Annotated in this window: 22 protein-coding genes and 1 tRNA gene; 12 read left to right on the top strand and 11 right to left on the bottom strand. The window is 71.3% G+C overall.

The genetic code is table 11. The annotated features are described in order from the left end of the window. Positions 1-105 precede the first annotated feature (105 nt). Positions 106-252, bottom strand: a complete 147-nt coding sequence (locus C8E87_RS44040; RefSeq protein ID WP_166661414.1) for a hypothetical protein — start codon at positions 250-252, stop codon at positions 106-108. A 472-nt stretch (positions 253-724) separates the two neighbouring features. Between C8E87_RS44040 and C8E87_RS38095 the strand changes: the two genes are divergently transcribed. Continuing rightward, entirely contained in the window at positions 725-1,879 is a 1,155-nt protein-coding gene (locus tag C8E87_RS38095; protein WP_133878218.1) for a S66 peptidase family protein, read from the top strand. Here the strand turns inward: C8E87_RS38095 and C8E87_RS38090 are convergent. Both C8E87_RS38090 and C8E87_RS38085 read right to left on the bottom strand, forming a co-directional pair. Beyond that, positions 1,824-2,606, bottom strand: coding sequence for a class I SAM-dependent methyltransferase (locus C8E87_RS38090; RefSeq protein ID WP_133878217.1), 783 nt, complete (start codon positions 2,604-2,606; stop codon positions 1,824-1,826). The two genes, C8E87_RS38095 and C8E87_RS38090, sit on opposite strands and share 56 nt — an antisense overlap. A 189-nt stretch (positions 2,607-2,795) precedes the next feature. Further along, positions 2,796-4,457 (bottom strand): sulfatase-like hydrolase/transferase, encoded by a 1,662-nt coding sequence (locus C8E87_RS38085; protein ID WP_133878216.1) that lies wholly within the window; start codon positions 4,455-4,457, stop codon positions 2,796-2,798. Positions 4,458-4,582: 125 nt separating this feature from the next. Between C8E87_RS38085 and C8E87_RS38080 the strand changes: the two genes are divergently transcribed. After that, the gene (locus C8E87_RS38080; RefSeq protein WP_133878215.1) at positions 4,583-6,046 is read left to right on the top strand and encodes a benzaldehyde dehydrogenase; all 1,464 of its coding nucleotides are present in this window, start codon (positions 4,583-4,585) and stop codon (positions 6,044-6,046) included. Here C8E87_RS38080 and C8E87_RS38075 read toward each other — a convergent pair whose 3' ends face one another. Then, a complete protein-coding gene (locus C8E87_RS38075; protein WP_133878214.1) occupies positions 6,047-7,150 on the bottom strand; it encodes a hypothetical protein in 1,104 nt (367 codons plus the stop codon). A 226-nt stretch (positions 7,151-7,376) separates the two neighbouring features. Next, a complete protein-coding gene (locus C8E87_RS38070) occupies positions 7,377-7,706 on the bottom strand; it encodes an endonuclease V (protein ID WP_133878213.1) in 330 nt (109 codons plus the stop codon). 192 nt (positions 7,707-7,898) lie between these two features. Between C8E87_RS38070 and C8E87_RS38065 the strand changes: the two genes are divergently transcribed. Both C8E87_RS38065 and C8E87_RS46550 read left to right on the top strand, forming a co-directional pair. After that, complete coding sequence (locus tag C8E87_RS38065) at positions 7,899-9,020, top strand: vanadium-dependent haloperoxidase (protein WP_243755193.1); 1,122 nt, start codon at positions 7,899-7,901, stop codon at positions 9,018-9,020. 7 nt (positions 9,021-9,027) lie between these two features. Beyond that, positions 9,028-9,153 (top strand): hypothetical protein, encoded by a 126-nt coding sequence (locus C8E87_RS46550; RefSeq protein WP_275409051.1) that lies wholly within the window; start codon positions 9,028-9,030, stop codon positions 9,151-9,153. A 31-nt stretch (positions 9,154-9,184) separates the two neighbouring features. On the opposite strand, the gene C8E87_RS38060 is transcribed toward C8E87_RS46550, so the two are convergent. From C8E87_RS38060 to C8E87_RS38050, 3 genes are all read right to left on the bottom strand, one after another. After that, positions 9,185-9,424: an aminoglycoside adenylyltransferase domain-containing protein gene (locus C8E87_RS38060; protein WP_133878212.1), complete on the bottom strand. Its 240-nt coding sequence runs from the start codon at positions 9,422-9,424 to the stop codon at positions 9,185-9,187. Positions 9,425-9,576: 152 nt separating this feature from the next. Beyond that, entirely contained in the window at positions 9,577-10,644 is a 1,068-nt protein-coding gene (locus C8E87_RS38055) for a glycoside hydrolase family 26 protein (protein WP_133878211.1), read from the bottom strand. 649 nt (positions 10,645-11,293) lie between these two features. Then, the gene (locus C8E87_RS38050) at positions 11,294-11,614 is read right to left on the bottom strand and encodes an STAS domain-containing protein (RefSeq protein WP_133878210.1); all 321 of its coding nucleotides are present in this window, start codon (positions 11,612-11,614) and stop codon (positions 11,294-11,296) included. 343 nt (positions 11,615-11,957) lie between these two features. On the opposite strand from C8E87_RS38050, the gene C8E87_RS38045 reads away from it, so the two are divergent. The 3 genes from C8E87_RS38045 (at position 11,958) to C8E87_RS38035 (ending at position 15,420) form a co-directional block, all read left to right on the top strand. Beyond that, a tRNA-Gly gene (locus C8E87_RS38045) sits at positions 11,958-12,030 on the top strand. A gap of 650 nt (positions 12,031-12,680) precedes the next feature. Further along, entirely contained in the window at positions 12,681-14,756 is a 2,076-nt protein-coding gene (locus C8E87_RS46070; RefSeq protein WP_239080119.1) for an adenylate/guanylate cyclase domain-containing protein, read from the top strand. Further along, positions 14,746-15,420 (top strand): Crp/Fnr family transcriptional regulator, encoded by a 675-nt coding sequence (locus C8E87_RS38035; RefSeq protein ID WP_133878209.1) that lies wholly within the window; start codon positions 14,746-14,748, stop codon positions 15,418-15,420. The genes C8E87_RS46070 and C8E87_RS38035 overlap by 11 nt, the downstream gene beginning before the upstream one ends. Positions 15,421-15,464: 44 nt before the next feature. Here the strand turns inward: C8E87_RS38035 and C8E87_RS46545 are convergent, their stop codons facing one another. Together C8E87_RS46545 and C8E87_RS38025 are read right to left on the bottom strand one after the other, a co-directional pair. Then, the gene (locus C8E87_RS46545) at positions 15,465-16,550 is read right to left on the bottom strand and encodes a calcium-binding protein (RefSeq protein WP_166661413.1); all 1,086 of its coding nucleotides are present in this window, start codon (positions 16,548-16,550) and stop codon (positions 15,465-15,467) included. Positions 16,551-16,795: 245 nt separating this feature from the next. Beyond that, positions 16,796-17,578: a TSUP family transporter gene (locus tag C8E87_RS38025; protein WP_307870691.1), complete on the bottom strand. Its 783-nt coding sequence runs from the start codon at positions 17,576-17,578 to the stop codon at positions 16,796-16,798. 47 nt (positions 17,579-17,625) lie between these two features. On the opposite strand from C8E87_RS38025, the gene C8E87_RS38020 reads away from it, so the two are divergent. From C8E87_RS38020 to C8E87_RS38000, 5 genes are all read left to right on the top strand, one after another. Next, positions 17,626-18,153 carry a CGNR zinc finger domain-containing protein gene (locus tag C8E87_RS38020; protein ID WP_133878206.1) on the top strand — a complete coding sequence of 176 codons (528 nt, stop codon included), beginning with the start codon at positions 17,626-17,628 and terminating at the stop codon, positions 18,151-18,153. Positions 18,154-18,187: 34 nt separating this feature from the next. Beyond that, complete coding sequence (locus C8E87_RS38015) at positions 18,188-21,799, top strand: tetratricopeptide repeat protein (RefSeq protein ID WP_133878205.1); 3,612 nt, start codon at positions 18,188-18,190, stop codon at positions 21,797-21,799. 1 nt (position 21,800) lies between these two features. Further along, positions 21,801-22,190, top strand: a complete 390-nt coding sequence (locus C8E87_RS38010) for a hypothetical protein (protein WP_133878204.1) — start codon at positions 21,801-21,803, stop codon at positions 22,188-22,190. A 336-nt stretch (positions 22,191-22,526) separates the two neighbouring features. Further along, on the top strand, positions 22,527-22,964 hold the full coding sequence (locus C8E87_RS38005) for a CBS domain-containing protein (protein ID WP_133878203.1): 438 nt from the start codon (positions 22,527-22,529) through the stop codon (positions 22,962-22,964). A 246-nt stretch (positions 22,965-23,210) separates the two neighbouring features. Beyond that, positions 23,211-23,846, top strand: coding sequence for a TetR/AcrR family transcriptional regulator (locus tag C8E87_RS38000; RefSeq protein WP_166661412.1), 636 nt, complete (start codon positions 23,211-23,213; stop codon positions 23,844-23,846). Here the strand turns inward: C8E87_RS38000 and C8E87_RS37995 are convergent. Then, positions 23,801-24,199, bottom strand: coding sequence for a VOC family protein (locus C8E87_RS37995; RefSeq protein WP_133878201.1), 399 nt, complete (start codon positions 24,197-24,199; stop codon positions 23,801-23,803). The two genes, C8E87_RS38000 and C8E87_RS37995, sit on opposite strands and share 46 nt — an antisense overlap. Positions 24,200-24,209 lie beyond the last annotated feature (10 nt).

Below are 24,209 nucleotides of genomic sequence, written 5' to 3'. Positions count from 1 at the left end.
TCGAAGTGAGCTACTGGAGTCCGGTACACAACGGTTCCTGCCCGGCAGAAACGGTGGCCGCCACAGGTATCACGACGCCCGAGCTTGCCGATGGAGTCGCTGGGGCTACATCGGCACCTGGCGGAGAGGGCGGACGACGGCTGATGAGGCGGTGTGGAGCGGCTCCGGGAACTGGGTGTTCTCGGTGGCGAACAAGTTCACGATGCGGGCGAGCATGTCGTTGTCGTGCTCCAGACAGTGGATGTGCTCCATGGCTTCGGCAAGCCGACGCTGGGGGGATCTTCTACCAGAACCGGACCGGGTGTCAGTGGGCGTATCTGCCGCACAACACCGAACCCAAAGACACCAAAAGTGTCCCAGCCAAGCTGAAACGCCTGCTCAACCACCAATCCTGACCGAGAGCCAACCCGGCCTGTTCACCCTCAACCCGGAACGGACATAACCTCCCGGATCGCCCTCTTAACGTGTGTGCGGCGTCGTCAACATTGACGGGGTTCGGTCATGTTGATGACCCAGAATCAATGCGGTCAACATGTATTGCTCCGTCAACGTTGACTGGGTTCACGCGTGTTGACGAGCGGCGGGATCAACCTCAAGGGCGGCGTCTGCACCGCCGGCCGGTCGATTTCATCGGCCCGTTGACGATGTTGGCCGGCTGACTCTGCGGGCCCCGGTGGGATTCAATACTGTGGCGAGTTGCCGCTGACCCGGGGAAACTGCGGCGATGTCTGCTTCTGCGGTGCTTCGGCCCCGGGCGTTGAGGGCCGGGGATCTCGTTGTCGTTGCGGCGTTGTCCGGGCCGCTCGAGGCCGCCTACGAGTCCGATCTGGGGCTGGCGGTGGGTGTGCTGGAGGGGATGGGGTTCCGGGTGCGTCTGGCGCCGCTGCTCGAAGGTGGGCGGCGGCACTGGTGGAGCGCGGGGCGGCCGGTCGAGATAGCTGAGGAGTTCAACTCACTGCTGCGCGATCCAGAGGTGCGGGCCGTCGTCGCGCACGACGGGGGGCAGACGGCGCTCGGCTACCTTGACCTGATCGACTTCGACGCGGTCGTGGCCGATCCCAAGCCGATCCTCGGGTACAGCGACATCTCGCTGCTGCATCTGGTGCTCCACGGCCGTACAGGGCTGGCCGGGTTCCACGCCGATCTGGCCACGCCGGGCCTCGGTGGTTACTGGCAGCGGGCGTCCGTAACCCGCCGGGCGGAACTGGAACACCTCTACTTGACGTTGCTGACCAGCACGGAACCGGTCGGTGCGCTGCCGGGCGGCTCGTCGTGGGAGTGCTGGCGTCCGGGGCGGGCCGAGGGGCGCCTGATCGGCGGGGTGATCAACCGCATCGTGCTGAACCAGGCGATGCCGTACGCGATCCCGCCAGGACGCTTCGACGGCGCGGTGCTGTTCTGGGAGGAGATGGGCGGGCAGGCCGCGTACGTGTGGAGTTACCTGCAGGTGCTGAGGCATAGCGGCATCCTTGACCGCATCGCCGGCATGGTCGTCGGCGTCCCGCATCAGATCGCCGGCCTCGGGCCCAGCGCGTCCCCGGCCTCGCGTGAGATCGGCGGCGGCGAGACGGGCGCGTCCGCCGCCGCGTCTGGGATCGGCGGATGTGGGTCTGGCGTGTCCGCGGCCTCGCGTGCGATCAGCGGCGGCGAGAGGGGTGCGTCCGTGGGCTCGTGTGGGATCGGCGGCGGGGACGGTGGACATCCGAGCCTGCGCGAGATTGTTCTGGATGTGGTCGGCGACCGTGACATTCCGATCCTTGGCAACGTCGACATCGGGCACGCCGGGCCGAACCTGCCGCTGCCCGTCGGCGTCCGGGCTGCTCTCAATGCTGGGGAGCGGACGTTGTCCCTGCTGGAGCCGGCGGTGCGGGCTGGCTGAGGACCACGAGGTCGAGTTGCTCGACGACGGGGACGGCGATGCGGCCCTCGGCGGCGTCCGCTCGCAGGGCGGCGAGCCCCTCCTCGAAGAGCTGGTCCGGGAGGTCGGCGAGAGGGCTCAACGATCGGGTCGCCGCCTTCTCGATCAGTTCTTCGGGGCTGTTGGCGTACGTCTGCTCGACCCGGACGTGGGCGGTCACCGCGAAACCCGCCTCGGACAGGACGCCGGTGATTTGATCCAGCGTGACGAGGGCCGCTTTGCTCTCTGTCCAGGCGCGGGGGAAGTATCTGTAGAAGGGGAGTTCGGTCGGCGGGCCGAAACCGCCCCGGATGAGCAGGTGACCGTTGGGCTGCAGCACCCGGCGCAGCTCGGCCGCGAACGCCGGTAGGTCCCTGACGTGGTGAATCATCTGGGATGCCCACACGGCGTCGAAGGTGCGGGCGCGGAACGGCAGTGCCTCTGCGGCGCCCCCGACCAGCACGGCATGGGGAGAGCCGGCGCGGAAGACGTCGCGCATGGCTGCCGAGGGTTCGCAGGCGACCACGGTCGCTGTGCTGAACCAGGCCAGGGCGTTGGTGAAGCGGCCGGTGCCGGCGCCCATGTCCAGGATCCGGCCCCCGGCCGAAGGCAGGTACGGGCCGGCCGCAGTCATCCACCGCTCGATGTCCCGGGGGTGAAGGCCGCGCCCGCGGTTGTAGGCGGCAGCCATGGCTGGTCCGTAGGTCATCGGCTTACCCGTTTCGGCCGGCTGAAGGGGCTGGGTCCGAGTGGTTGTGGGTGGTTGGCTTGGTCCGGACTGAGGGCTGAGTCCGGGGTGGCCCGGGTCGTCGGCTTGGTCCAGGAGAGGGGCTGAGCCCGCTGGAGCCGCCAGGGACGCTGGAACCGCCGGGGAGCGGTGAGAGCCGCGCGCCGGTGGTCATCGGCTTCGGGCGGCGGAGACGTTCAGGCCGGGGCGGCCGTAGGCGGCGAAGAACTTGTTGCGGAACTCGTCCATCCGCCACACCGGGGCGCCGGCCGGTTTGAGGCCGTCGGTCCAGTTCCAGGCGGCTATGCGGTCGAGGACGGCCGGGTCCTGGGCGATGACGGAGACCGGCACGTCGTAGCCGGCCCGGGGACCGCTGACCCTGGCCATGGGCTGGTGGTCGCCGAACATGATCAGGACGGTGTTCTTGCCGGCGTGGTCGGCGGCCCACGTGGTGAGCGCCTCGACCGAATAGGCGACTGTCCGGGCGTACGCCGCACGGGTTTTGACCTTGTCGGCCCACAGCTCGGAGCGGGACGGGGCCGAGGCCGCCTGGGGGCCGTAGACCTTGCCGTCGCCGATCGTGTTCCAGGGGATCATCGACGGGACGTGGGTCCACGGTGCGTGACTGGACGTTAGGCTGATCTCGGCCATCAGCGGCTTGGTGCGGGTGGCGTAGACCTGCTCCTGGAACGTGTTCAGCACGTACTGGTCGGGTATCCGGGACCAGCCGAACTTCGGGCCCTTGTAACCCATCGTGCGCGAGTCGAGCACACGGTCGTAGCCGTAGAAGTCCGCCTCGGGCCAGTCCTTGGTGTTGCCGGGTTCGATGCCCGCCGTCTGCCAGCCCGCATCCTTGAAGGCCCGGGTCAGCGTGAGCCGGTCGCCGGTGACCATGCCGTCGTAGCGCCGCTGCGAGGTGATCCACAGGCCGGACTGGAAAGAGCCGTGGGCCAGCCAGCTGCCCCCGCCGAACGTGGAGGACGTCAGCCATCCCGTACGGGCGTGGAAGCCGGCGGCCTGCAGGCGGGCCTGAGCCGCGTCGAGGGCGGGGTTGACGATCGCCGACATGCCGGGGTCGGTCAGCGAGCTGCGGCCGAAGCTCTCGACCACGCCGATGATCACGTCTTTGCCGCGCAGGCCGGAGACCAGGTCTGCGCGCGGCACCGAGGCGTACGGGTCGTGCCTGACGGCCGCCGCGAACTCCCGCTCGTCGCGGATGGTGGCCGGCACCTTCCGGACCGTCGACTTGAGCAGCGTGAGCGCCGAGTCGGAAGCGACCGGGGCGTTGGGGAACAGGGCCACCCCGGACAGGGCGAGCGCGACCCACACGGCGCTGAGCCCGACGAGGATCCGACGGGTGGGCAGGGCGCGGCCCTCGAAGACCCGGGACAGGCGTACGGACGCCGCCACCAGCACGGCGAACACCACGATCGTGCCGATGACCGCGCCCGCCACGTACAGGTTGGCCGTGGTTCTGCCGTCGGTCTCGGTCACCGCGTTGTAACCGTCGCCCAGCAGCGGGATGTCGACGACCGGGTCGAACTTGCGGCCCAGCACGCTGCGGTACCCGATGTGGGCCGCCTTGATGATCACCAGCAGGCCCACGCCGAGCCCGAACAGCACCGCGAACCGGCGCCGCCACCGTACGGGGAGGGCGAAGACCACCGCTCCGAAGAGGATGACCTCGATCGGGAACCGCAGGAACGCGCCCGGAACAAATGCACCGTGCTCGCGTCGGGCAATCGCCTCCGGCACGACCAGCGCGGCCACGATCAGCGCGGCGGCCAGGACGGTGAGCAGGAGGGCGGAGACGCGGCGAAAAGAGGCGGGCACGACCCGGGATACGGGTGCGGGCCGTGCAAGGTTCAGCGTGGCGAGTACACCCACAGTCGAAACACACTGTTGATCGGCGGGAAACGATCCGCCTATTGTCGAGCCACCACGAAGGGAGCCCCACGATGGCGCTGCTCGAACCGTCCCGCTGGCATGACCTGTTCTTCACCGACGGCGCCTGGCGGGCCGGCAGTGGGGAGACCGTCGACGTGGTGGAACCGGCCACCGGCGGCACCCTGGGCCGGGTCGTGCTGGCCACGCCCGGCGACGTGAGCGCCGCCGCGCGTTCGGCCGCCGCCGCGCAGCGGGAATGGGCCGCCCAGCCGCATTTCGCGCGGGCCGCCGTGCTGCGCAAGGCCGCCGCGCTGTGGGCCGAGCACGCCGAGGAGATCTCGTGGTGGAACATCCGCGAGGTCGGCGCGATCCCCGGCATGGCCGGGTTCGCCGTGCACGTCGCCGAGCAGGAGTGCTGGGAGGCGGCGGCACTGCCGGGCCGCCCGTACGGGGAGCTCATCCCCTCGGCCGAGCCGCGCCTCTCGATGACCCGGCGCACGCCGGTGGGCGTGGTCGGCGTGATCGCTCCGTTCAACGTGCCGATCATCCTGGCCATCCGCTCGGTGGCGCCGGCCCTGGCCCTCGGCAACGCCGTCCTGCTCAAACCCGATCCCCGTACGGCGGTCACGGGCGGCCTGGTCCTGGCCCGCATCTTCCAGGAGGCGGGCCTGCCCGACGGCCTGCTGCAAGTGCTGCCGGGCGGCCGTGACGTCGGGGAGGCCCTGGTCACCGACCCGCGCGTGCCGGTCGTCTCGTTCACCGGCTCGACCGAGGCCGGCCGCCGCGTGGGTGAGCTGGCCGGCAAGCACCTCAAGCGGGCCCACCTCGAGCTGGGCGGCAACTCGGCGCTGGTGGTGCTCTCCGACGCCGACGTCGACACCGCTGTCAACCTGGCCGCCTGGGGCAGCTGGTTCCACCAGGGCCAGATCTGCATGACGACCGGCCGGCACCTGGTGCACGAGAGCCTGTACGACGACTTCGTCGAGCGGCTGGCCGACAAGGCGGCCAAGCTGCCCGTCGGCGACCCGGCCCGCGACCAGGTCGCCCTGGGCCCGGTCATCGACGCCGGCCAGCGCGACAAGATCCACGACCTGGTCACCTCGAGCGTCGGCGGGGACGTGCGCCTGGCGGCGGGCGGCGAGTACGACAACCTGTTCTACCGCCCGACCGTGCTGGCCGGTGTGACCGCGTCGACCCCCGCGTTCGCACGGGAGATCTTCGGCCCGGTCGCGCCGGTGGCCCGGTTCGGCAGCCTCGACGAGGCCGTGGCCCTGGCCGGCGAGTCCGAGTACGGCCTGTCGCTGGGCATCGTGACCAGCGACGCCATGCGCGGCGTGGAGCTGGCCGAGCGGATACCGACCGGCATCGCCCACATCAACGACCAGACGGTCAACGACGAGGCCAACGCCCCGTTCGGCGGGGTCGCCGCCTCCGGCACGGGCTCGCGCTTCGGCGGCGCGGCGGCCAACATCGAGGCCTTCACCGACACCCGCTGGATCACCGTACGGTCGCAGGCCGCCACCTTCCCCTTCTGATCACCACAGCTGCAGGCCCGGCACGGGCTTGATCTTCTTCAGCCCTCGCTTGACCTTGCGGCTCGCCCGCCGGCGCAGGCTCTCGCGGGGCTTGGGGACCAGCGTGGTGAGCTGCTCGGCGTGGTCGATCATGCCGATGATGGTCTCGATGGCGGCGTCGAGCACCGTCTCACGGTCGAGCTGGTCGGGCGGCGGCACCGGGTCGATGTCGACCGGGCGCAGCTCGGCCAGGTCGCCGACCACGTCGCAGGGGTACTCGTCGAGCTCCTTGATCTGCTGCTCGGCCAGGTCGAGGACCCACTCGGCGCGTTGCGGGCCGACACCGAAGCGGACGTCGTTCGTGCGCTGCTTGAGCACCGCGTCGACCAGGTGCCGCTGAACCACGCGCTGGTAGGGGGCCCGATGCGGGTAGCGGTCGCCGAGAGCCCGGTTGACCCGGCGCAGCACCTCGACCTCGGCCGCGCCCAGCGAGGTGTTGGCGCCCGCCGCGACGGTCAGGTCGCAGATGCCGTCGGGAATGCCGATGACACCCGCGAAACGGCGCCACAGCGTGTCCTGGGGCATGCCCGGCCCCGGAACGGTGATCAGGTGCCGCTGCCCGGCCGGCACCAGGTCACCCCAGCGGCGCAGCATGCGGTTCGCGGTGTGATGCTCCCAGAAACCGTCGAACCGGCCATGTTCCACGGCCCCGATGAAATCCTCGAAGCTCCACACCCCGCGGGCCCGGATGCTCTGCTGCCACATCGACGGGAAGGTGCGCCACAGATCACGCGCCGCCACCAGCACGTGCACCTCGGCCGGTTGCAGGCTGCGGACCGCGCGGGCCGCCTGCGCATCGGTCGCCGCGCCCAGGCCCTCGTTGGTGATGACCACGTCACCGGGCCACCCGGCCGCCTTGGCGACCAGCCTCTCCCACGACCACGACGGGTTCGCGTGCCAGCTCAGCCCGCGCAGGTCGGCCATCGCCTCGTCGTGCGCGGCGAAGTAACCGGGCAGCAGAATTCCGGCGTGGCGCAGCTTCTCCACATTGTTCCAAAGCACGTTCTGCACGTACGTGCTGCCCGTCTTCGGCGCGCCGATATGAACAAAGACGCGTCCTGCCATGCCGCCTCCCGGTGCACCCGCGCGCCTACGGGCCTGGCGCGGTCGGTTTCGAGGGCTCAACGTGCCAAAACACCATAGGTATCGCCTGTGAATGCATTGTGTACCACGTGTGATCACCGGCGTGGCGAATCCGTCCATATTGTCGTCGTCCCTGCTCAGGGCGTTTTGGATGCGAAATGCGGACGGCGCTCGGAATTGCACTTCTTTCACTCGAAAGGGGCGGCCCTCACCGCCGTTCGCGAAGCATTCTCCGGGATACGATGTCGGCCTGCCGGGTCGGTTCCGGAATGCGACAGCGGCCGCTCAGCCGGACCGTCAGTGAAATGCAGTCATCGAGACCGATCCGATGCCCGGCCGAGACGAAGACGGGTTTCACCCCGTGCTGGGTGCGCACGACAGCGCCGACCACCTCACCGTCGTCGATCAGCTCCGAGGTCGCGCCCCGCTCCGCGCCCGGGGGCGTGAACTCGCCGACGTAGGGGGTCTTGGCCACCCCGTACGAGGGCAGGTCGAGCAGCGCTCCGAGATGGCCGGCCAAGCCGGCGCAACGCGTCATGCACGGATGTGGATCCCTCCGACCTTTTGTGGGGGCCTTGTGTCCGCTGTGGAGGCTCCGACAGGCTTGCTTCCTCAGCCGTCCACGGGGGATGTGACATGGCTCGACGATGGTATGCCCTGATCCTGGTCCTCTCGATGATCGGGATCGCCGCTCCGGCCCGAGCCGCGGCCCCCGCGCCCCAATCCCGTCGTGCTCTGGAACAGCCACGCCCAGCAGGCCATCTACGAGGTGGCCCGCCAGGCGCCGTACGTGGCGCCGCGCAGCTTCGCGATGGTGCACGGCGCGATCTACGACGCGGTCAACGCCATCTCCGGTACGCCGTACGAGCCGTACCTGGCTGCCCCGCGAGCCCACCGGGGCGACTCGCTCGACGCCGCCGTGGCCGCCGCCGCATACAGGGTGCTGCTCTCGCTGTTTCCCGCGCAGAGCGCCGCGCTCGACCAGATGTACGCCGACGCGCTCGCCCCGATCCGTGACGGCCGCTCGAAAACCGGAGGCATCCGGGTCGGCTCCGACGCGGCCGCGGCCATGGTCGCCGCGCGGGCCGGGGACGGGGCTTTCGCCGACAAGTCGTGGAACCCGTCGACCGTTCCCTGGCAGTGGCGGCCCACCCCGCCCACGTTGGGCTCCGACGGCGCCTGGGTCGGCGACATGCGCCCGTTCGTGATCCCGCGCGCCGACCTGTTCCGTACGGCGGGGCCGCCCGCCCTGACCAGCGCCGCCTGGGCCCGCGACCTGCGAGAGATCAAAGACCTCGGCGGCGTGACCAGCACGCTCCGCACAGCCGACCAGACCTCGGCCGCCATCTGGTGGCACGACCGCCGGCTCACCGAGTGGGAGATCAAGCGGCAGGTCGCCGAGCGGCAGCACCTGTCGACGCCGGCCGCGGCCCGGTTCTTCGCCATCGCCGAGATCGCCAACGCCGACGCGCTGATCGCCTGCTTCAACGAGAAGAAGCACTGGAACTTCTGGCGCCCGGTGACCGCCGTGCAGGAGACGTCCGACCCGGCGTGGACGCCGCTGCTGGTGACGCCGCCGTTCCCGGAGCACACGTCCGGTCACACCTGCTCCACGTCCGCGATCATGTACACGATGCACTCGTTCTTCGGCCGCGACACCATCCCGTTCAGCGCGTACAGCGCGGACTCGGGCACGACCCGGCACTTCCCGAGCTTCTCGGCCGCCCTCGACGAGGTGGTGGAGGCCCGCATCTGGGGCGGCGTGCACTTCCGGAGTTCCGACGAGCAGGGCGTGCGCATCGGCACGGGCGTCGCCGGATACGTTCTGGCCCACGAGTTCCGCCGCCGCTGACGGGGGTGTGGCTGTCGACGACGAGCTCTACGACAGGGAGCTGGACTGCGCCGACGGTCCTGCCGCGTTCGAGGCCGTGCACGGCTTGGCGGCGGAACTCCGCGCCCCGCAGAGACCGGAGCCGGGGGTTTGAGCCCAGCCACCGGGAACGTCCCGGTGGCGCGCTACGGCCTTACGCCGCGCTCAGGCCGCGAGGAGCCTCGGGTGCTGGGCTGGTGCTTCTGAGGGAGGCGAGGTGGCGTACGGAAATCTGAGGTTTTCTGCAGCGCCACCTCGAGGACACGGCCCAGATCGGCGCGCTCCAACGACGGGTCCTGGGTGTGGGCCCAGCTGACCGCCTCCTGCTTGGAGCAGTGCGTGCCGGTGGCGGCGTAGTGCCAGATGCGGCACGCGGTCTGACGCATGAAGGTGACGTGATCGAGGTCGTCGGTCAGGTCTTGCCAGGTGCGCAGCCAGTGCCGGCCCCGGGCGACGACCCAGCTGCGCTACGGAGTGAGCACTCACTCCCGCAAACGACATGACGGCAGCCCCACGTTTGGGGGCTGCCGTCATGTGCTCACTTCAGTTTGAGCTGCACGTTGAACGTCGGGCTGGCGGCCAGCGTGCGGAAAGCCGCCAGGCTCGACGGGGCGCTGTCGATGCTGATGTCCCGGTCGCCGAACGCGTCCTTCTTCGTGTCGAAGTACACGATCGCCTTGACCTTGGGGCGCTTGGCCAGCTCCGGCAGCACGCTGTTGAACTGCTTGCTCTTGTCGACGACCTTGCCGATGCGGTGGTAGGCGCCCCACTCGGCGACCATCAGCGGCTTCGACGGGTGGTTCCTGGTGGCCCAGTCGTAGAAGCCCACGCCGCCCTTGGCCTTGCGGTCGAGCAGGTCGGCGAACACCCCGGCGTGGTAGTAGTTCTTCTCCGAGCTCACGTACGAGTCCAAGCCGATCCAGTCGACCAGGTCGTCACCCGGGTACAGGTCCTTCCACCACGACTGCGCCATCCACTTCTCGTTGCCCATGTACGCCACCACGTTGATCATGTTGGTCAGGCCCTTGGACTTCAGCCGCTTGATCACGTGCCGGTACGAGGCCGCGAAGTCCTTGGCCGTCATGCCCGAACCGGCGGCCGGGCGCACGTCGTCCTCGGGCTCGTGGTTGAGCACCAGGAAGAACTTCTCCGGCATGGTCGCCTTGACCCGCGCGGCGAACGCGTCGATCCGCTTGTCCAGCTTGCCCGAGGCGACGTTCGCCCAGGTCGAGCCGTACTCGACCCGCCAGTTCAGCAGCAGCACCCGCGGCTTGGCCGGGTCCCGCACCATGGCGATCTCGGCGGCGGTCGGGAACTTCTCGTCACCCTTGTGATACGTGTGGAAGATGGTGGCGGTGCGGCCGCTGAGCCTCTCCCAGTTCCTGTGCTCCAGGTCGCGCGGCTTGCCGGTGAAGCCACCCGCCGCCGCGCCCCACAGCACGCCGCAGCTCGGAACCAGCTTCGCGTCCGTCACACACTGCTGAGCGGCCGGCTTGGTGGCGCTCGTCGCGTTGGTGGCGGCCTGCGCCGTGGCCGGGCCGGCACCGAACGCGGCGCCGACCCCGGCGACGAGCGCGGCCAGCGAGTACACGGACTTACGAAGCATCTGATCTCCCCCGGTTGTCCGGCCGTTGTCAGCCGGGCATGGGAAAGAGATTCCAGGCCGTCAGGTGCGCGTCGAGTGCCCGATCCGGTGCGCGACGGTTGCGTGCAAAAAGACCCCCTGACGTCGGCCCTGCGATCGGTCGCGCAAGAGGGTGGTTGAGCTTTCCGAAGATTCCGTACGCCCTGTCACCGCGGGACAAACCCCCGAGGGCCCCCGGCCCACCGGTCCCGGGGTTCCGGTTCGGAACTTCGCCGGTATCGCGTTCCCCGGCGCGCGGTTCCCGGACCCCGCGTTCCTCCGGTTTCGGCGCCGCTGCCGCGCGCGCCAGGGTGGTGATGGCGTGGGTGTTCCCGGGGGCGGCGCAACAGGGACGCGCGCTTCGATCCTCGAACTCTCCGACCTCCGGGGTCGCAGATTCCGGGCGCTCGGATTCGCGGCTTCCCCGACCGTCAGGGTTCCCCGGTCATGTTCCGCGACGTCGCCACCGCCGCATACTCCAGCGACCGCACAGCTCGGTCCTCAAACTCCCCGGCCTCATGCCACGGGTGCTCCGGTCCCGGGGTTTCCCCGTCCGCCAACACCCATGACCATCCCGGAAACCGGCCTCACCGTCGTCGCCGAGGTCGGCCGAGGCGACGACGTGGACAGGTCAGAGCCCGAAGACGTGCCCCAGCCCTGTGACCTCAATAGCCTTACGCACCGGCGGCGACGGCTGCGCCAAAGTCAACGTGACCCCCGAGGCCGCCGCGCTGTTGCGGGCGCTGACCAGGGCGCCCAACCCGTACGAGTCGATGAAGTCGAGCCCCGCCACATCAACCCGCAGATAACGGCAAGCCGGATCGGTCGAGATCGCAGCCAGCCGATCACGGACAGCATCGGCCCGGTCGAGATCGAGCTCCCCGCTGATCGAGGCGACGACAAGGCCGTCCGCATCGGCCGGTTCGTGCTGAATCGTGGCGTCCGGTTGCATTGCTCGAATGCTACCCGCGCCCAGCCACCCCGGCAGCGGACAAGAACGCACCCCCAATGCCCCGGCACACCGTCCGAAACGCGTGCCCATTGCCCGGCACACCGTCGGCGGCCTCCCGGCTGACACGTGCCGGGGACGAGCCCTGCGGCCGACTCGCTGTCGCTGGGTCGCGCCGGACGCCCGTCCCGTCCCAGGTGCTGCGGCCGGGTCCGCTCCGGGGAGGTGCTGCGGGCGGGTCTGCTCAGGGGAGGTGCTGCGGGCGGTCCCGCAGCCCGGCGCCCGACACACCGCCGGCAGCCCGGTGCGCGCCGGCGCCCGGCGATCCGGTATCGTTCACCCCAACGCGGACGTAGCGCAGCTGGTAGCGCATCACCTTGCCAAGGTGAGGGTCGCGGGTTCGAATCCCGTCGTCCGCTCGTAGGCGGGAGGCCCGTGTCCACGGAAAGCGTGGACCGGGCCTCCTCGCATTTCTGCCTGGGGCCCGAGCCCCAGACCCCACGGTGCGGTCTGTTGCGGTTGGGTGGGGGGTCGCGCTGGGTGGTGGGCGGCCTGCGGCCTGCCGGTAGGTGGTGGGCGGCCTGCGGCCTGCCGGTGGGTGGGGGTGGCCTGCTGGTGGTGGGTCGTGAGCGGCCTGCGGCCTGCGGGTAGGTGGTGGGCGGCCTGCGGGTAGGTGGTGGGTGGTCTGCGGTCTGCCGGAGGTGGCTTTCGCCTGGCGGATGGGGGGCCTGGCCAGCCTGTGGGGGGTGACGGTGGTCTGCGGTGGTGGGAAGTGCTGCTGGCGGCTGGTGGGCAGTTCGGTTTGGCCCGTGTAGACGGCCTGGGAGTGCGCGTCGGCGTCAGCCCTCGCGTTTCAGTGGTGGTGTGCACGTAGGTGGCTGCCGAATTGATCCGCGTCGATGTGCTGCGGCCGGCGCCGCGCTGACTTCGTCGGGATCTTCCCCGGCGGCTGTGCGGTACCGATCAGTCCGGGCGGTGGCGGGCCGGGACTGACCGCGGAGCTGCTCTTTTCCGACAGCGTCGGGGTGGGTGGGCGGGACTAGGGTGAAGCTCCACGGGAGGCGAGCCGATGGAGCCGTTGGCCGGGCGGGGCAGCAGCGCGCGGGTGGCCGTGTGGGTGGTTCATCTCGCGGCGCCCCTGGCTGGGCTGTGGCTGCTGGTGGCGAGGCCCGAGCTCGACGGGCACTGGGAGCATCAGGCGGCGCACTTCTGGCTGGTCCTGGCGGTGGCGGTGATCAGCCTGGCGCTGGCGGTCGTGATCAATCAGGCGGCGGTCCGGCGGGCGGACACGCGGCTGTTGCTGGTGGCATTGTCCTGCCTGGTGGCGGCCGCTTTCCTGGGACTGCACGCGGTGGCCACGCCGCAGGTGGTGCTGGACGCGCGCAACGCCGGGTTCGCGTACGCGTCGCCGGTCGGGCTCACGTTGGCGGCTGTGTTCGCGGGGCTCAGCGCTGCCGAGTTGACGCCGCGGGCCCGGGCGTGGCTGCTGCGCCGGTCCGGGGTGGTGCGGGGTGTGTTGCTCGGGCTGGCCGTGGCCTGGGCGGTTGTGTCGCTGACCGGCAACCCGCCGCTCAACCGGGTCCCCGCCGCCGATGAGTCCGCGCCGGCGATTCTGCTCTCGGCGGTCGGCGTCATCCTTTTCGGGTACGCCGCCCTGCGGTACTACCTGCTCTATCGGCGGCGCCGGGCGGTCATGCTGCTGTCCGTCGTCACCGCGTACGTTCTGCTCGCCGAGGCTGCCGTGGCGATGGCGCTCGGCACGAGCTGGCACGTCTCCTGGTGGCTCTGGCACGCGCTGATGGCGGCCGGGTTCGGCTACGTCGCGTACAGCGCCTGGGTGCAGTACCGCAACGAGGGCGCGGCGGCGGGCCTGTTCGCGGCGGTCGGCACCGACGACACCGTCCAGCGGTTGCGGGCCTCGTACGGGGAAGCTCTCGAAGGTCTTGTGGGTGCCCTGCGGAGCAGTGAGCAGGGGACGATCGGCGAGGAACAGCTGGCCGCGACCACCGAGCGGGTGGCCCGGCGGTTCGAGCTCACCGACGGCCAGGCGGCGGTGCTGGGCCGGGCGGCCGGTGCGCTGGCCGCCGAACGGGACCAGATCCGCAAGCTGGGGGCGCTGGTCGCGGTCGGGCAGGACGCGCGGGTGGTGGTGGCCGACGACGAGCTGGTGCGGTCGGCCGTGCAGCGCGTCGAGTCGGTTTTCCAGCATTACTCCGTACGGGTGGGTCTGGTCGACGACAACCGGCTGGTCTTCCCGGCCGGGTCCCCCGTGACCGCCGAGACGTTCCGGGTCGCGCAGCGGGCGATGACCACCCGGGCGGTCGAAACCGGCCCGGCGGGCGCACTCCACCTGCCGTTCCTCGTCAAAGGACACGCGGCCGGGGTGCTGGTGGCCGACCGGGGCGGCCCGGTGCCCGAACGTGACGCCGCCCTCCTGGCCTCGCTGGCCGCGCAGATCGCGATCGCCCTCGAGAACGCGCGGCTGTACCGGACGCTGGACGGGCTGTTCCGCCAGTACATGTCGCCCGACGTCGCCACCGCCCTGGTCGCCGACCCGCGGCAGGCCGCGCTCGGGGGCGCCGTGCTCGAGGTGACCTCGCTCTTCGCCGATCTGCGCGGGTTCTCCACGTTCTCCGAGTTCTCGTCGCCGGGCGAGATCGTCGAGATGCTGAACCGCTACTTCGACGTCGCCACCCGGGCCGTGCTCGGCGAGAACGGCACCGTCGTGCAGTTCGTCGGGGACGCGCTGATGGCGCTGTTCAACGCGCCCGCCCGGCAGCCCGACCACGCCGTACGGGCGGCGCGGGCGGCTCTGCGGATGCAGCACGACGTGAACCGGATCGCGGCCGACCGGCCGGAGTGGCCCCGGTTCCGGGTCGGCATCAACACGGGGGAGGCGCTGGTCGGCAATATCGGGGGCGAGGCGTTGCGCAACTTCAACGCGATGGGCGACGCCGTGAACGTGGCCGCCCGCCTCGAGTCGTGCGCCGAACCGGGGCAGGTGGTGATCGGGGCGTCGACCCGCGACCTGATCGGCGGCTGCGCGCTGGTCACGCCGCTGGGTGAGCTGATGGTGAAAGGACGCGTCCAGCCGGTCGGGGCGTACGTGCTGCACGACCTGTCGGGAGGTGGACATGAACACTGACGTCGACCCCGGGGAGTTCGTGGCCGAGCTGGCGCCGGCCGACCGTGACGACCTGTTCCGCATCGGGCAGCGGCGCCGCTGGCCGGCCGGGGCGACCCTGTTCAGTGAGGGCGACCGGTCCACCACCGTCGTGCTGGTGATCAGCGGCCGGGCCAAGGTGTTCTCGCTGACCGCGCAGGGCGGTGAGGTGCTGCTGGCCATCCGCGGGCCGGGCGCGCTGCTGGGGGAGATGTCCGCGCTCGACGGCGCTCCCCGCTCGGCCTCGGTGTCGGCGCTGGAGCCCCTGGAGGCGTACGTGGTGACGGTGGCCGCCTTCCTCGACTTCCTCGGCGCCCACCCCGACGCGGCGGTGCGGATCGTCCGGATGATCGTGTCCCGGCTGCGCGACGCCGACCGCAAGCGGGTCGAGTTCGGCGCGTACGACGCCCTGGGGCGGGTCGCTCTGCGGCTGGCCGAGCTGGCCGAGCGGTTCGGCGACTCCCAGGCCGATGCCGTACGCATCACCCTGCCGCTCACCCAGGACGAGCTCGCCGCGTGGACCGGCTCGTCGCGCGAATCGGTCACCAAGGCGCTGGGGACGCTGCGCCGGCAGGGGATCATCGAGACGAGCCGCCGCTCGGTGTCCGTCATCGACCTGGACCGCTTGAGGGCTCGCGCGAAGTGACCGGGCGGAGCGCCGTTGCGGCGCCCCGCCCGGGAACGGAGGGTTTACAGCTCGCAGCTGTTCTTGAAGTCGAGCAGGTCGGCCACGCACCGGTCGATGCCGACGCCGCCGAAGTTGCGGTCGTTGCCCCGCACGCCGTCGCGGCTGTTCAGGTTGTCGTTGCCGGCGTCGCCGAACAGCAGGTCGCTGCCCGCCCCGCCGACGACGGCGTCGACGCCCAGGCCGCCGCGCAGCACGTCGTTGCCCGCGTCGCCGAAGATCCGGTCGTTGCCCGCGTCGCCGGTCACCGTGTCGTTGCCCGCGCCGCCGCGGGACAGGTCGAAGCCGGCCGCCCCGGCGACCCGGTCGTTGCCCGCCGCGCCGTTCTGGTTGTCGTTGCCGGCGCCGCCGACGAGGGTGTCGTTGCCCGCCCCGCCGTTCTGCGTGTCGTTGCCGTCGTCGCCCAGGACGGCGTCGATTCCGGCGCCCCCGTTCTGGGTGTCGTTGCCGTTGTCGCCACGCAGGGTGTCGTTGCCGGCATCACCGTTCTGCGTGTCGTTGCCGAGCCCGCCGTTCAGCCGGTCGTTGCCCGTCCCGCCGAACTGCCGGTCGTTGCCGGCCCCGCCGTTGAGGGTGTCGTTGCCGGCGCCGCCCAGCTGGGTGTCGGCCCCGTTGCCGCCGTTGAGGATGTCGTTGCCGGCGCCGCCGGACTGCCGGTCGTTGCCGCTGTCGCCGTTGAGGATGTCGTTGCGCGAGCCGCCGAGCAGCGTGTCCGCTCCGTCCCCGCCGTTGAGCACCGAGTTGGTCGTCGTGGTGTTGCTGACCCGGTCGTTGCGGTCGCGGGCGTTGACCCGGATGAGGTTGACGTTGGTGGCCGAGCAGCGCACCACGTTGACGTTGACCTGCGCGCAGCCGGGCCCGGCGACCGGAGGGTCACCCGCGTCCTGCACGAAGAAGAAGTTCCCGGCCCGGGTGACGGTGATGTTGTTGGCCCGGTTGGCCTGGGCGTTGACGGTGATGGTGCCGCCGGCCTTGGTCACGCCCGTGGCGGCGTACGCCGGGGCGGCCAGGATCAGAGCGGGCGCCGTGCCGGCCGCGGCCAGCGTGGCGAATCGGAGAATCCGGCGCCGGCGCGCCTCGTTGTTGCTCATGTTGCTCGTTCCCCCCTCGAAAGTTCGCACCCGATGCGTCGGGCACCGGAGAACCATCGCAGGGGAATGGGCGATCGGCGCAGGAAGAATTACGCTTTCGAACGGGTAAGAATGCCTGTTCGCAGTGTCGGGAAATTGCTGGCGAACGGCGATCCGCTCATTGTTTGCGGCCTGTTGCTACTATCGCTCGCCCATTGTTTCCGGCGCAAGTCCCGGGCCGCTCGCCCGTGGAAGGCAGCGGGGGATCAGAGGTACTGGGCGCCCAGGCGGGCCACCATTGCCACAACGACAAGCACCAGGACGACGCGGACGAAACCGGCGCCGCGCTTCAGGGCCGTACGCGCGCCGAACCTGGCCCCGACGATGTTGCAGACGGCCATGGCCAGGCCGAGCTTCCACAGCACGTGCCCGCCGGCCGTGAAAACGATCAGCGCGCCCAGGTTCGTCCCGGCGTTCAGGATCTTGGCGGTGGCCGAACTGGCGACGAAGTCCATTCCGAGCAGCGCGGTGAATGCGATGATCAGAAAAGTGCCCGTGCCGGGGCCGAATACGCCGTCGTAGAACGCGATGGCCGTTCCCGCCAGCAGCACGGCCGTTATCCGGCGGCGCAGCGTCTGCTCGGGTTCGGTGACGAGGACCCCGAACGACGGCCGGGCCACCACGAACGCCAGCACCAGCAGCAACAACACCATCACGGCGGGGCGGAAATACTCGACCGGGATGTGTGAGGCGGCCAGCGCGCCCGTTCCCGAGAAGACCACGGCGAGTGCGGCTGCCGGTCCCGCCATGCGCCAATCGATCTTCGTACGGCGGGCGTACGTGATCGCGGCGGACGTGGTGCCGCAGATGCTGGCCACCTTGTTCGTGCCCAGCGCCGTGACCGGCGACATGCCCGGCAGCCCGAGCATCAGGGCCGGCACCAGCACCAGCCCGCCCCCGCCGACGACCGCGTCGACCCACCCGGCCGCGCACGCGACCACCAGCAGCAGCGCGACGGTCTGCCATTCCAACCCGTACAGCCATTCCACGGCGACAACCCCTTCACGGTCGCCACCCATCCTGCTGTAATGGCTTTATGCATCTCAACCCTTACGGCGAGGATGCCGTGCGGCTGGGCCTGTCGCTGGTCACCGATCCGCCCGGCACCGACGACGCGATGGTGGCCCGCTGCCTCGCCTATGACCTGGTCATCGAGCTGCCGGTGACGAATTATGACCGCCTGGCCACCGCCCAGTTCCTCGCGGAGTGGCTGACAGTGATCGACGCCACCGACCACGACGAACGGGCCCGGCGCCTCAACGAGCTGCTGCGGCACGCCTCGGCCTACCCCCGGCTGACCAACCACGCCGACGACGGATGGCACATCCACTACCGCGATCCCGGGCAGCCGCTCACCTCGGTGCTCCGCACGCTGATCAGCGTCGGCACGGCCCTGCACCTGGCGGGCCGCGGCATGCACCGGCTCGGGCGCTGCGCCGCCGAGGGCTGCGGCAAGCCGTACGCGGACTTCAGCCGTACGGGAAAGCAGACGTACTGCTCCCCGGTGTGCGGCAACCGCGACGCCGTACGCCGGCACCGCGCCCGCGCAGCCGCCCGGAAGTAGCCGCACGGCGATACGATCGCGCCGGGAGGCGCCGATGTGGACAGTCAACCGCTTCGTCGACCGGCAGGACGCGCTGGACGCGTTCGACCGCTTCGTGAGCGCGCCCGACCGGCTGCTCTTCTTCTCCGGCATGTCCGGGCTGGGCAAGTCGACCCTGCTGGCCGAGCTGGTCCGGCGCCGCGGCCCCCGGCGCGCCCGCGTGATCGACCTCGAGTCGCTGGCCGAGACCGCCCCCGGCGGCCACACCGACCTCGCCTTCGCCGTCACCGACGCGGTGGCCGAGGCCTGCGTGTCCTGGACGGGCGGCCGCACCCGCCGCTACCGGCTCGCCCGCGACAAGGCCGCCACGGCGCTGGCCGACGCCTACCGCCAGGTTCCCGACGTCAAGGTCACCGCGACCGGGGGCTCGACGATCCGGGACGTGTCCATCAACGTCGTCACCGACCCCGCGGCCGTACGGGCTGCGGGTCTGCGGGCGCAGCACCGGCAGCTGCTGGCCCGGGCGCTCGCGGACGACCTGCGCGGCCACGACCTGGACGGCCGCGTGCTGCTGTTCGACTCGGTCGAGCGGCTGCCCTACCTCGACGAGATCGCCGGCCCGCAGGAGGAGCCCGGCGGCACCCGGCAGACGTCCTGGTTCCTGACCAGCCTGGTGCCCCGGCTGCTCGACGCCGGGCTGCGGGTCGTGCTGGCCGGCCGTGAACCACCCCCGCCCGGCCTCGGCGCTGTGCACGTGCCGTTGGCAGAGTGGGCGGCCGAGCACACCGCCGAGATGCTCGAATCCCGCGGTGTCGAGGACCGGGAGCTGGCCGCGGCGCTGCACCGGACGTGCGGCGGGCTCCCCGGCTGGGTCGACCTCGCCGCGGCCGCCGTAGCCGAGGCCCGCGGCTCCGGAACGGGTCTCACCGCGTCCGAGGTGGCCCGCCGCGCCGCCGCCCACCCTGTGCACCGCTGGCTGCCCGAGGTCTTCCTCGATCGGCTGCCGCCGGCCCGCCACGCGGTGGTGACAGCCGCCGCCGTTCCGCGTGTGCTCGGCCGCGCCACCCTGCGCGCCCTGCTCGACGACGGCGGGGTCGAGGAGGACACGCTCGACCGGTACTCGTTCGTCCGCACCGAGATCGGGCCGGACGGCGAGCCGGCGCGCACCCTGCACCCGCTCGTGCGTACGGCACTGCTGGAGAGTCTGCGCCGCAACGACCCCGGCCTGCTCCGGCGCTTGCACGAACGGGCCCGCGACCACTTCGCCGCCGTCGGGCCCGATGCGGAACACCGCTACCACGCGCTCGCCCTGGCCGACCCGGCGGCGGTGCAGGCCTGGCGACGGCAGGTCGAAGAGGCCATCACCTCGGCCGACTTCGCCGCCGCCCGTACGGCCCTCGATCTGGTGCTGGTGCCCGAACAGCGACCGGTGCTGCTGGCCGGCCACGCCGTCGCGGTGATCGAGGGCGAACTGGCCGCCTCGGTCGTGGGGCGGGCCACCCACCGCTTCGACGAGGCCGTCGCGCACCTGGACGAGGCCGACCGGCTCGCGGGCCGCTATCGCAACCGGGAGGCGCACGCCGCGGTGGCCCGGGAACGCGCCCGGCTCGCGCTGCGGCGCAACGGCATCGCGGACGGGCTCGACGAGGCACGCATAGCGCTGCAACTGGCCGAGGACCTCGGGCTCGGCGGCGAGGCGGGCGAGGCGCACGACCTGCTCGGCGATCTGAGCGTCCGGGCCGGCGACCTGAGCGCGGCGCAGCAGCACTTCGAGCGCGCGATCGAGGCGTACGGGAAATCGGGGGTGAAGGTCGGGGAGGCGAACGCGCTGCTGTCGCTGGGCACGCTGACGATCCGCACCGGCGACCGGGACAGGGCACGTGAGCTGCTTGAGCGGGCCCTGAAGACGTACGTGGAAGAGGGGCGCCGCGGTGGGCAGGCCGACGCCCACCAGGCCCTCGGCGAGGTCGCGCTGCAACGACAAGACCACGACGCCGCCCGCCGTCACCTGATGACCGCCGAACGGCTCAACGTGGCGCTCGACGACCAGCTGGGCGTGGCGAACTGCCGTTACCGGCTGGCCGAGCTGGCCGTGGCCGAACCGGACGCGGACGAGCGGTTCCACCAGGTCGAACAGGACTACCGGCGCCTCGACGACGCGCTCGGGGTGGCGAACGCGCACCGCGGCCGGGGCACGGCGGCGCTGCACCGGCGCGACTTCCCGGCCGCCGAGGAACACCTCACCCGCGCCGAGCTCGAATACGCCGACCTGGGCTCGGCCTACGGGCAGGCGATGTGCCGTTACCTGCGGGCCCGGCTGCTGATCGAGCGCAACCAGCCGATCGAGGCGGCCCGGATGCTCGTGCTGGCGCTGTCCGCGTTCGGGGAGTCCGACGACCGGAGTGCGCGGGCGCGCGCCGAGTCGCTGCTCGGGATCCTGCAGATCGAGAGCGGAGCCGTACGCGAGGGGGAGCTGCTGCTGCGTTCGGCGCGGGACGAACTGGCAGCGACAGGCCGCACCGAGGACGTGGCCGCGATCGACGAGGCGCTGGCGAAGGTCGACGCCGACCGGGCCGGGATCGGCCGGCGCCTCGACACCCTGACCCCGGCCGCGCACCTGCTCCTCGACCTGCTCGCGCTGCTGCACCCCGCCGACACTTTCCCGTACGTCGTCACGGGGGTCTGGCCGGTGGCGTGGCAGCAGACGTTCCCCGGTCAGCCCCCGCCCGGCCTCGACGCGACGCTGGCGGCGCTCACCTCGGGCGGCTTGATCGCCGTCGTCGACGGGCAGTACACGTTCCCCGATCCGGCGCTGCGCCCGATGGTGCGCGACGCCGTGCCCGCCGAACGCCGCAACATGATCAACGAACTGCTCACGGTGGCCTGGATGCAGGTGTTCGAGGCCGGCCGGCACGCCCCCGACTCCACCACCGCGCGGGCCGGTGCGGGCGCCGCCGTCTACGCGATCGAGCGCGGCGAGTTCGACGACGCCTGGGCCATTCTCACCGAGGCCAAGCCGATCGCGTCCGCGCTGGGCCTCGACGGCGAGATCCTCGAACTGATGCGCGAGTGCGCGATGCGTTCCGGCGACAGTTCCCGGTACGCGTCGTACTTCGTGACCGGTGTGGGCGGTCCCGGCGAGGCCCTTGAGGTGATCGAAGACCTGGACGAGGCCGGCGACGACATGCTGGCCGAGATCCACCACCAGTTCCTGGAACGGCACCAGCCGGCGGCCGCGCTGGCCCTGGCCGAGCGGATGCCGAGCGGCCGGGGCAAGGCACTGCGCCTGAGCGCCCTGTACGCGCTGGGCCGCCACGCCGAAGTTCTCTCCGGCCTGGAGGAGGCGGTCGCGGCCGCCGCCGGCGACCGGGAACGCGTCTCGGTGCTGCACGACGGGGTCGGTTCGGCCAAGGCCACCCGGCAGTGGGAGTTGTCCCTGGTCCTCAACGAGCGCATCCGCCAGTTGCTGCTCGCCCGGGGTGCGTCCCGGCACGAGCTCATGCACTACGCGTTCAGCGACAACGCGGCCCTGATGGAGCTGGGCCGCTTCGACGAGTGCTCCCGGCTGCTGGCGTCGTGCGAGGTGGTTTTCCGCGGCGCCGGCGACGAGGCCCAGCTGCGACATGTGGCGGCGGCCCGCGCCCTGCTCGCGAAACCGCCAGGGTGATGTGACCGGTGGCCTGCCGCTGGATCGCGCGGCGTTGCGCGAGGCGTACGCGGCCCGCGACGCCACCGCCGCGGCCAATCTGCACGTCAACTACGCCAACCACCTGCGCCTCGCCGGTCTCGACCCGGCCGAACGCGTGGCCCACCGCCTGGCCGCGGTGATCCTCTACGAACTGACCGGCAACGAGAGCCAGGCGTCGCGCGCCCTGATCCAGGCGCATGCCGAGCCCCGCCGTCACGGCCTGCGTTCCACCATGCCCAAGCGCTTCACCGAGTTGGCCACCGTGGTCGCCCGGATCCCGGGCCTCGATCTGCGCGCGCTGCTCAACTCCCTGCGCAGCCCGGACGCGATCAGCCGGGCCGAGGCGCTGATCGAGGCAGCTCGGCGCTGATGCCTTTCGCCTTCTCCCGGCCGAGGGGAGTTGAGGTTGCCGCACTGCCTGCTCGCGAAAGTCCTAAGAGCGCGCCACGACCGCGGGGGGTGAGTGAGATGCTGAAAAGCGGCGACTACGTGCTCCACCCGGCGGGCTGACGGGCGCGCGATCCCGGCGGTGAGCACCGGCGAGCCGATGGGTGGATCATCAGCGCGGTGAGGCCTGGCCGGGGGTGGGTGGCGGCCCGGCTCTTGACATCGGTCGCCCGATGACGGCATCTAGGCGTATGCCCCGCGGCGCTGCGAGGTCCCGTGGGGGTTTGCTACGGCGGATCTCTGGGACGGGAGAGGCGACATGCGGATCAGCGACATTCTGCGGGTCAAGGGCGAGCGGGTGGTGACGGTGGCCCCCGGGGCCGATGTGACGGAGCTCCTGGGCGTGCTTGCCGAGCACAAGATCGGTGCGGTGATCGTGTCGAGCGACGGCGGGCGGGTCGAGGGCATTGTGAGTGAGCGCGACATCGTCCGGGCGCTGGCCGCGCGTGGGGCCGCGGTGCTGAGCGAGCCGGTGACGGCGATCGCGACCACGCAGGTGCGGTCGGTGTCGCGCGACGCGGCGCTGGTGGATGTCGAGCGGTTGATGACCGAGTGGCGGTTCCGGCACGTGCCGGTGGTTGAGGACGGCCGGCTTCAGGGCGTGGTCAGCATCGGTGACGTGGTGAAGTTCCGCATCGACGAGCTCGAGCACGAACGCACGAGCCTCGCCGAGTACATCACCGGGGAACGGGCCTGACGCGTGCGTCCAGCTGGTCGTCGGCGGGGCAGCGGCCGCGCATGACGTAGCGTTCGGTGAACTCCGCGACCTGGTCACGCAGGTCGCGGGCCACGCCGTGCCGGGCCGAGGTCCCGTACGCCTCGACGAAGTGCTCCTATCCGGTCAGTAGGCATCGCCCGTTCGGCCGAGTTCGGTTACCGAGGTGTAACGGACAGGGGTCGGGGTATGCGACCGCCACCTGCACCGGAAGAGACGAGGGAACGGTTGCCGAAGATTGTTGACCACGAGCGGCGGCGGGCCGAGATCGTCGGCGCGTTCCTGACCGTCGTGGCCCGTGAGGGGCTCGCGGGTGCCGGCAGCCGGGCCATCGCTGCCGAGCTCGGGGTGGGCGCCGGGGCTCTCTGGCACTACTTCGACAGTCTGGACTCGGTGGTCTCGGCCGCCTATCAGCGCATCCTGGAGCAGGTCGACGCGCGCATCGAGGGCGCGGCCGGCGGCCGGCGCGGCCTGGCCGCCGTCGACGTGACGCTGCGCGAGATCCTGCCGGTCAGCGCCGAGACCCGCGACGAGGCGCAGGTGATGGTCGGCTTCTGGGGCCGGTTGGCGGTCAGCCGCCGCCCCCGGTCGGTGGCCGCCGACGCGATCACCCGCTGGGGTGATCCGATGCGCCGCCGCCTCGGCGAGGCCGTCGAGGACGGTGAGCTCTGCCCCGAGGCGCCGGTGGCCGAGCTGGCCGACGTGCTGCTCTCGGTGGCCGTCGGTCAGCAGGTGCATGTCGTGCTCGGGACCGGGACGGATGCCGGCAGCTGCCCGCTGGCCATCATCGAGCACTGTCTGGCCCCGTGGCGTCCGGCTCAGGCCACGAAGATGCAGAACGGATGGCCGGCCGGGTCGGCGTAGACGCGCAACGGCTCCTCCGGGTCGTCGCTGCGGTCGTGCAGCAGTTCGGCGCCCAGCGCGAGCGCCCGGTCGTGCTGGACGTCGAGCTCCGCGACCGACGGCACGGTGCTGTCCAGGTGGATCTGCTGGGGGACAGGGCCCTCGGGCCAGGTGACCTCGGGCAACGACGGCACCTGCTGGAAGGCCAGCGCCCGGCTGCCGTCGGGGCGCAGCAGCACGAGCCAGCCCTGGGCCTTGTCCAGTTCGTCGCCGGGACGGTAGGTCAGGCCGAACAGCTCACGGTAGAACTCGGCCAGGCCGCGGACGTCGACGGTGTCGAGCACGGGCTGCAGGATTGCCGGGTAGCTGGTCATGGCGACCAGG

The sequence above is a fragment of the Paractinoplanes brasiliensis genome, from assembly GCF_004362215.1.
GTDB classification, from domain to species: Bacteria; Actinomycetota; Actinomycetes; order Mycobacteriales; family Micromonosporaceae; genus Actinoplanes; species Actinoplanes brasiliensis.
This window is presented reverse-complemented; position numbering and strand designations above follow the sequence as displayed.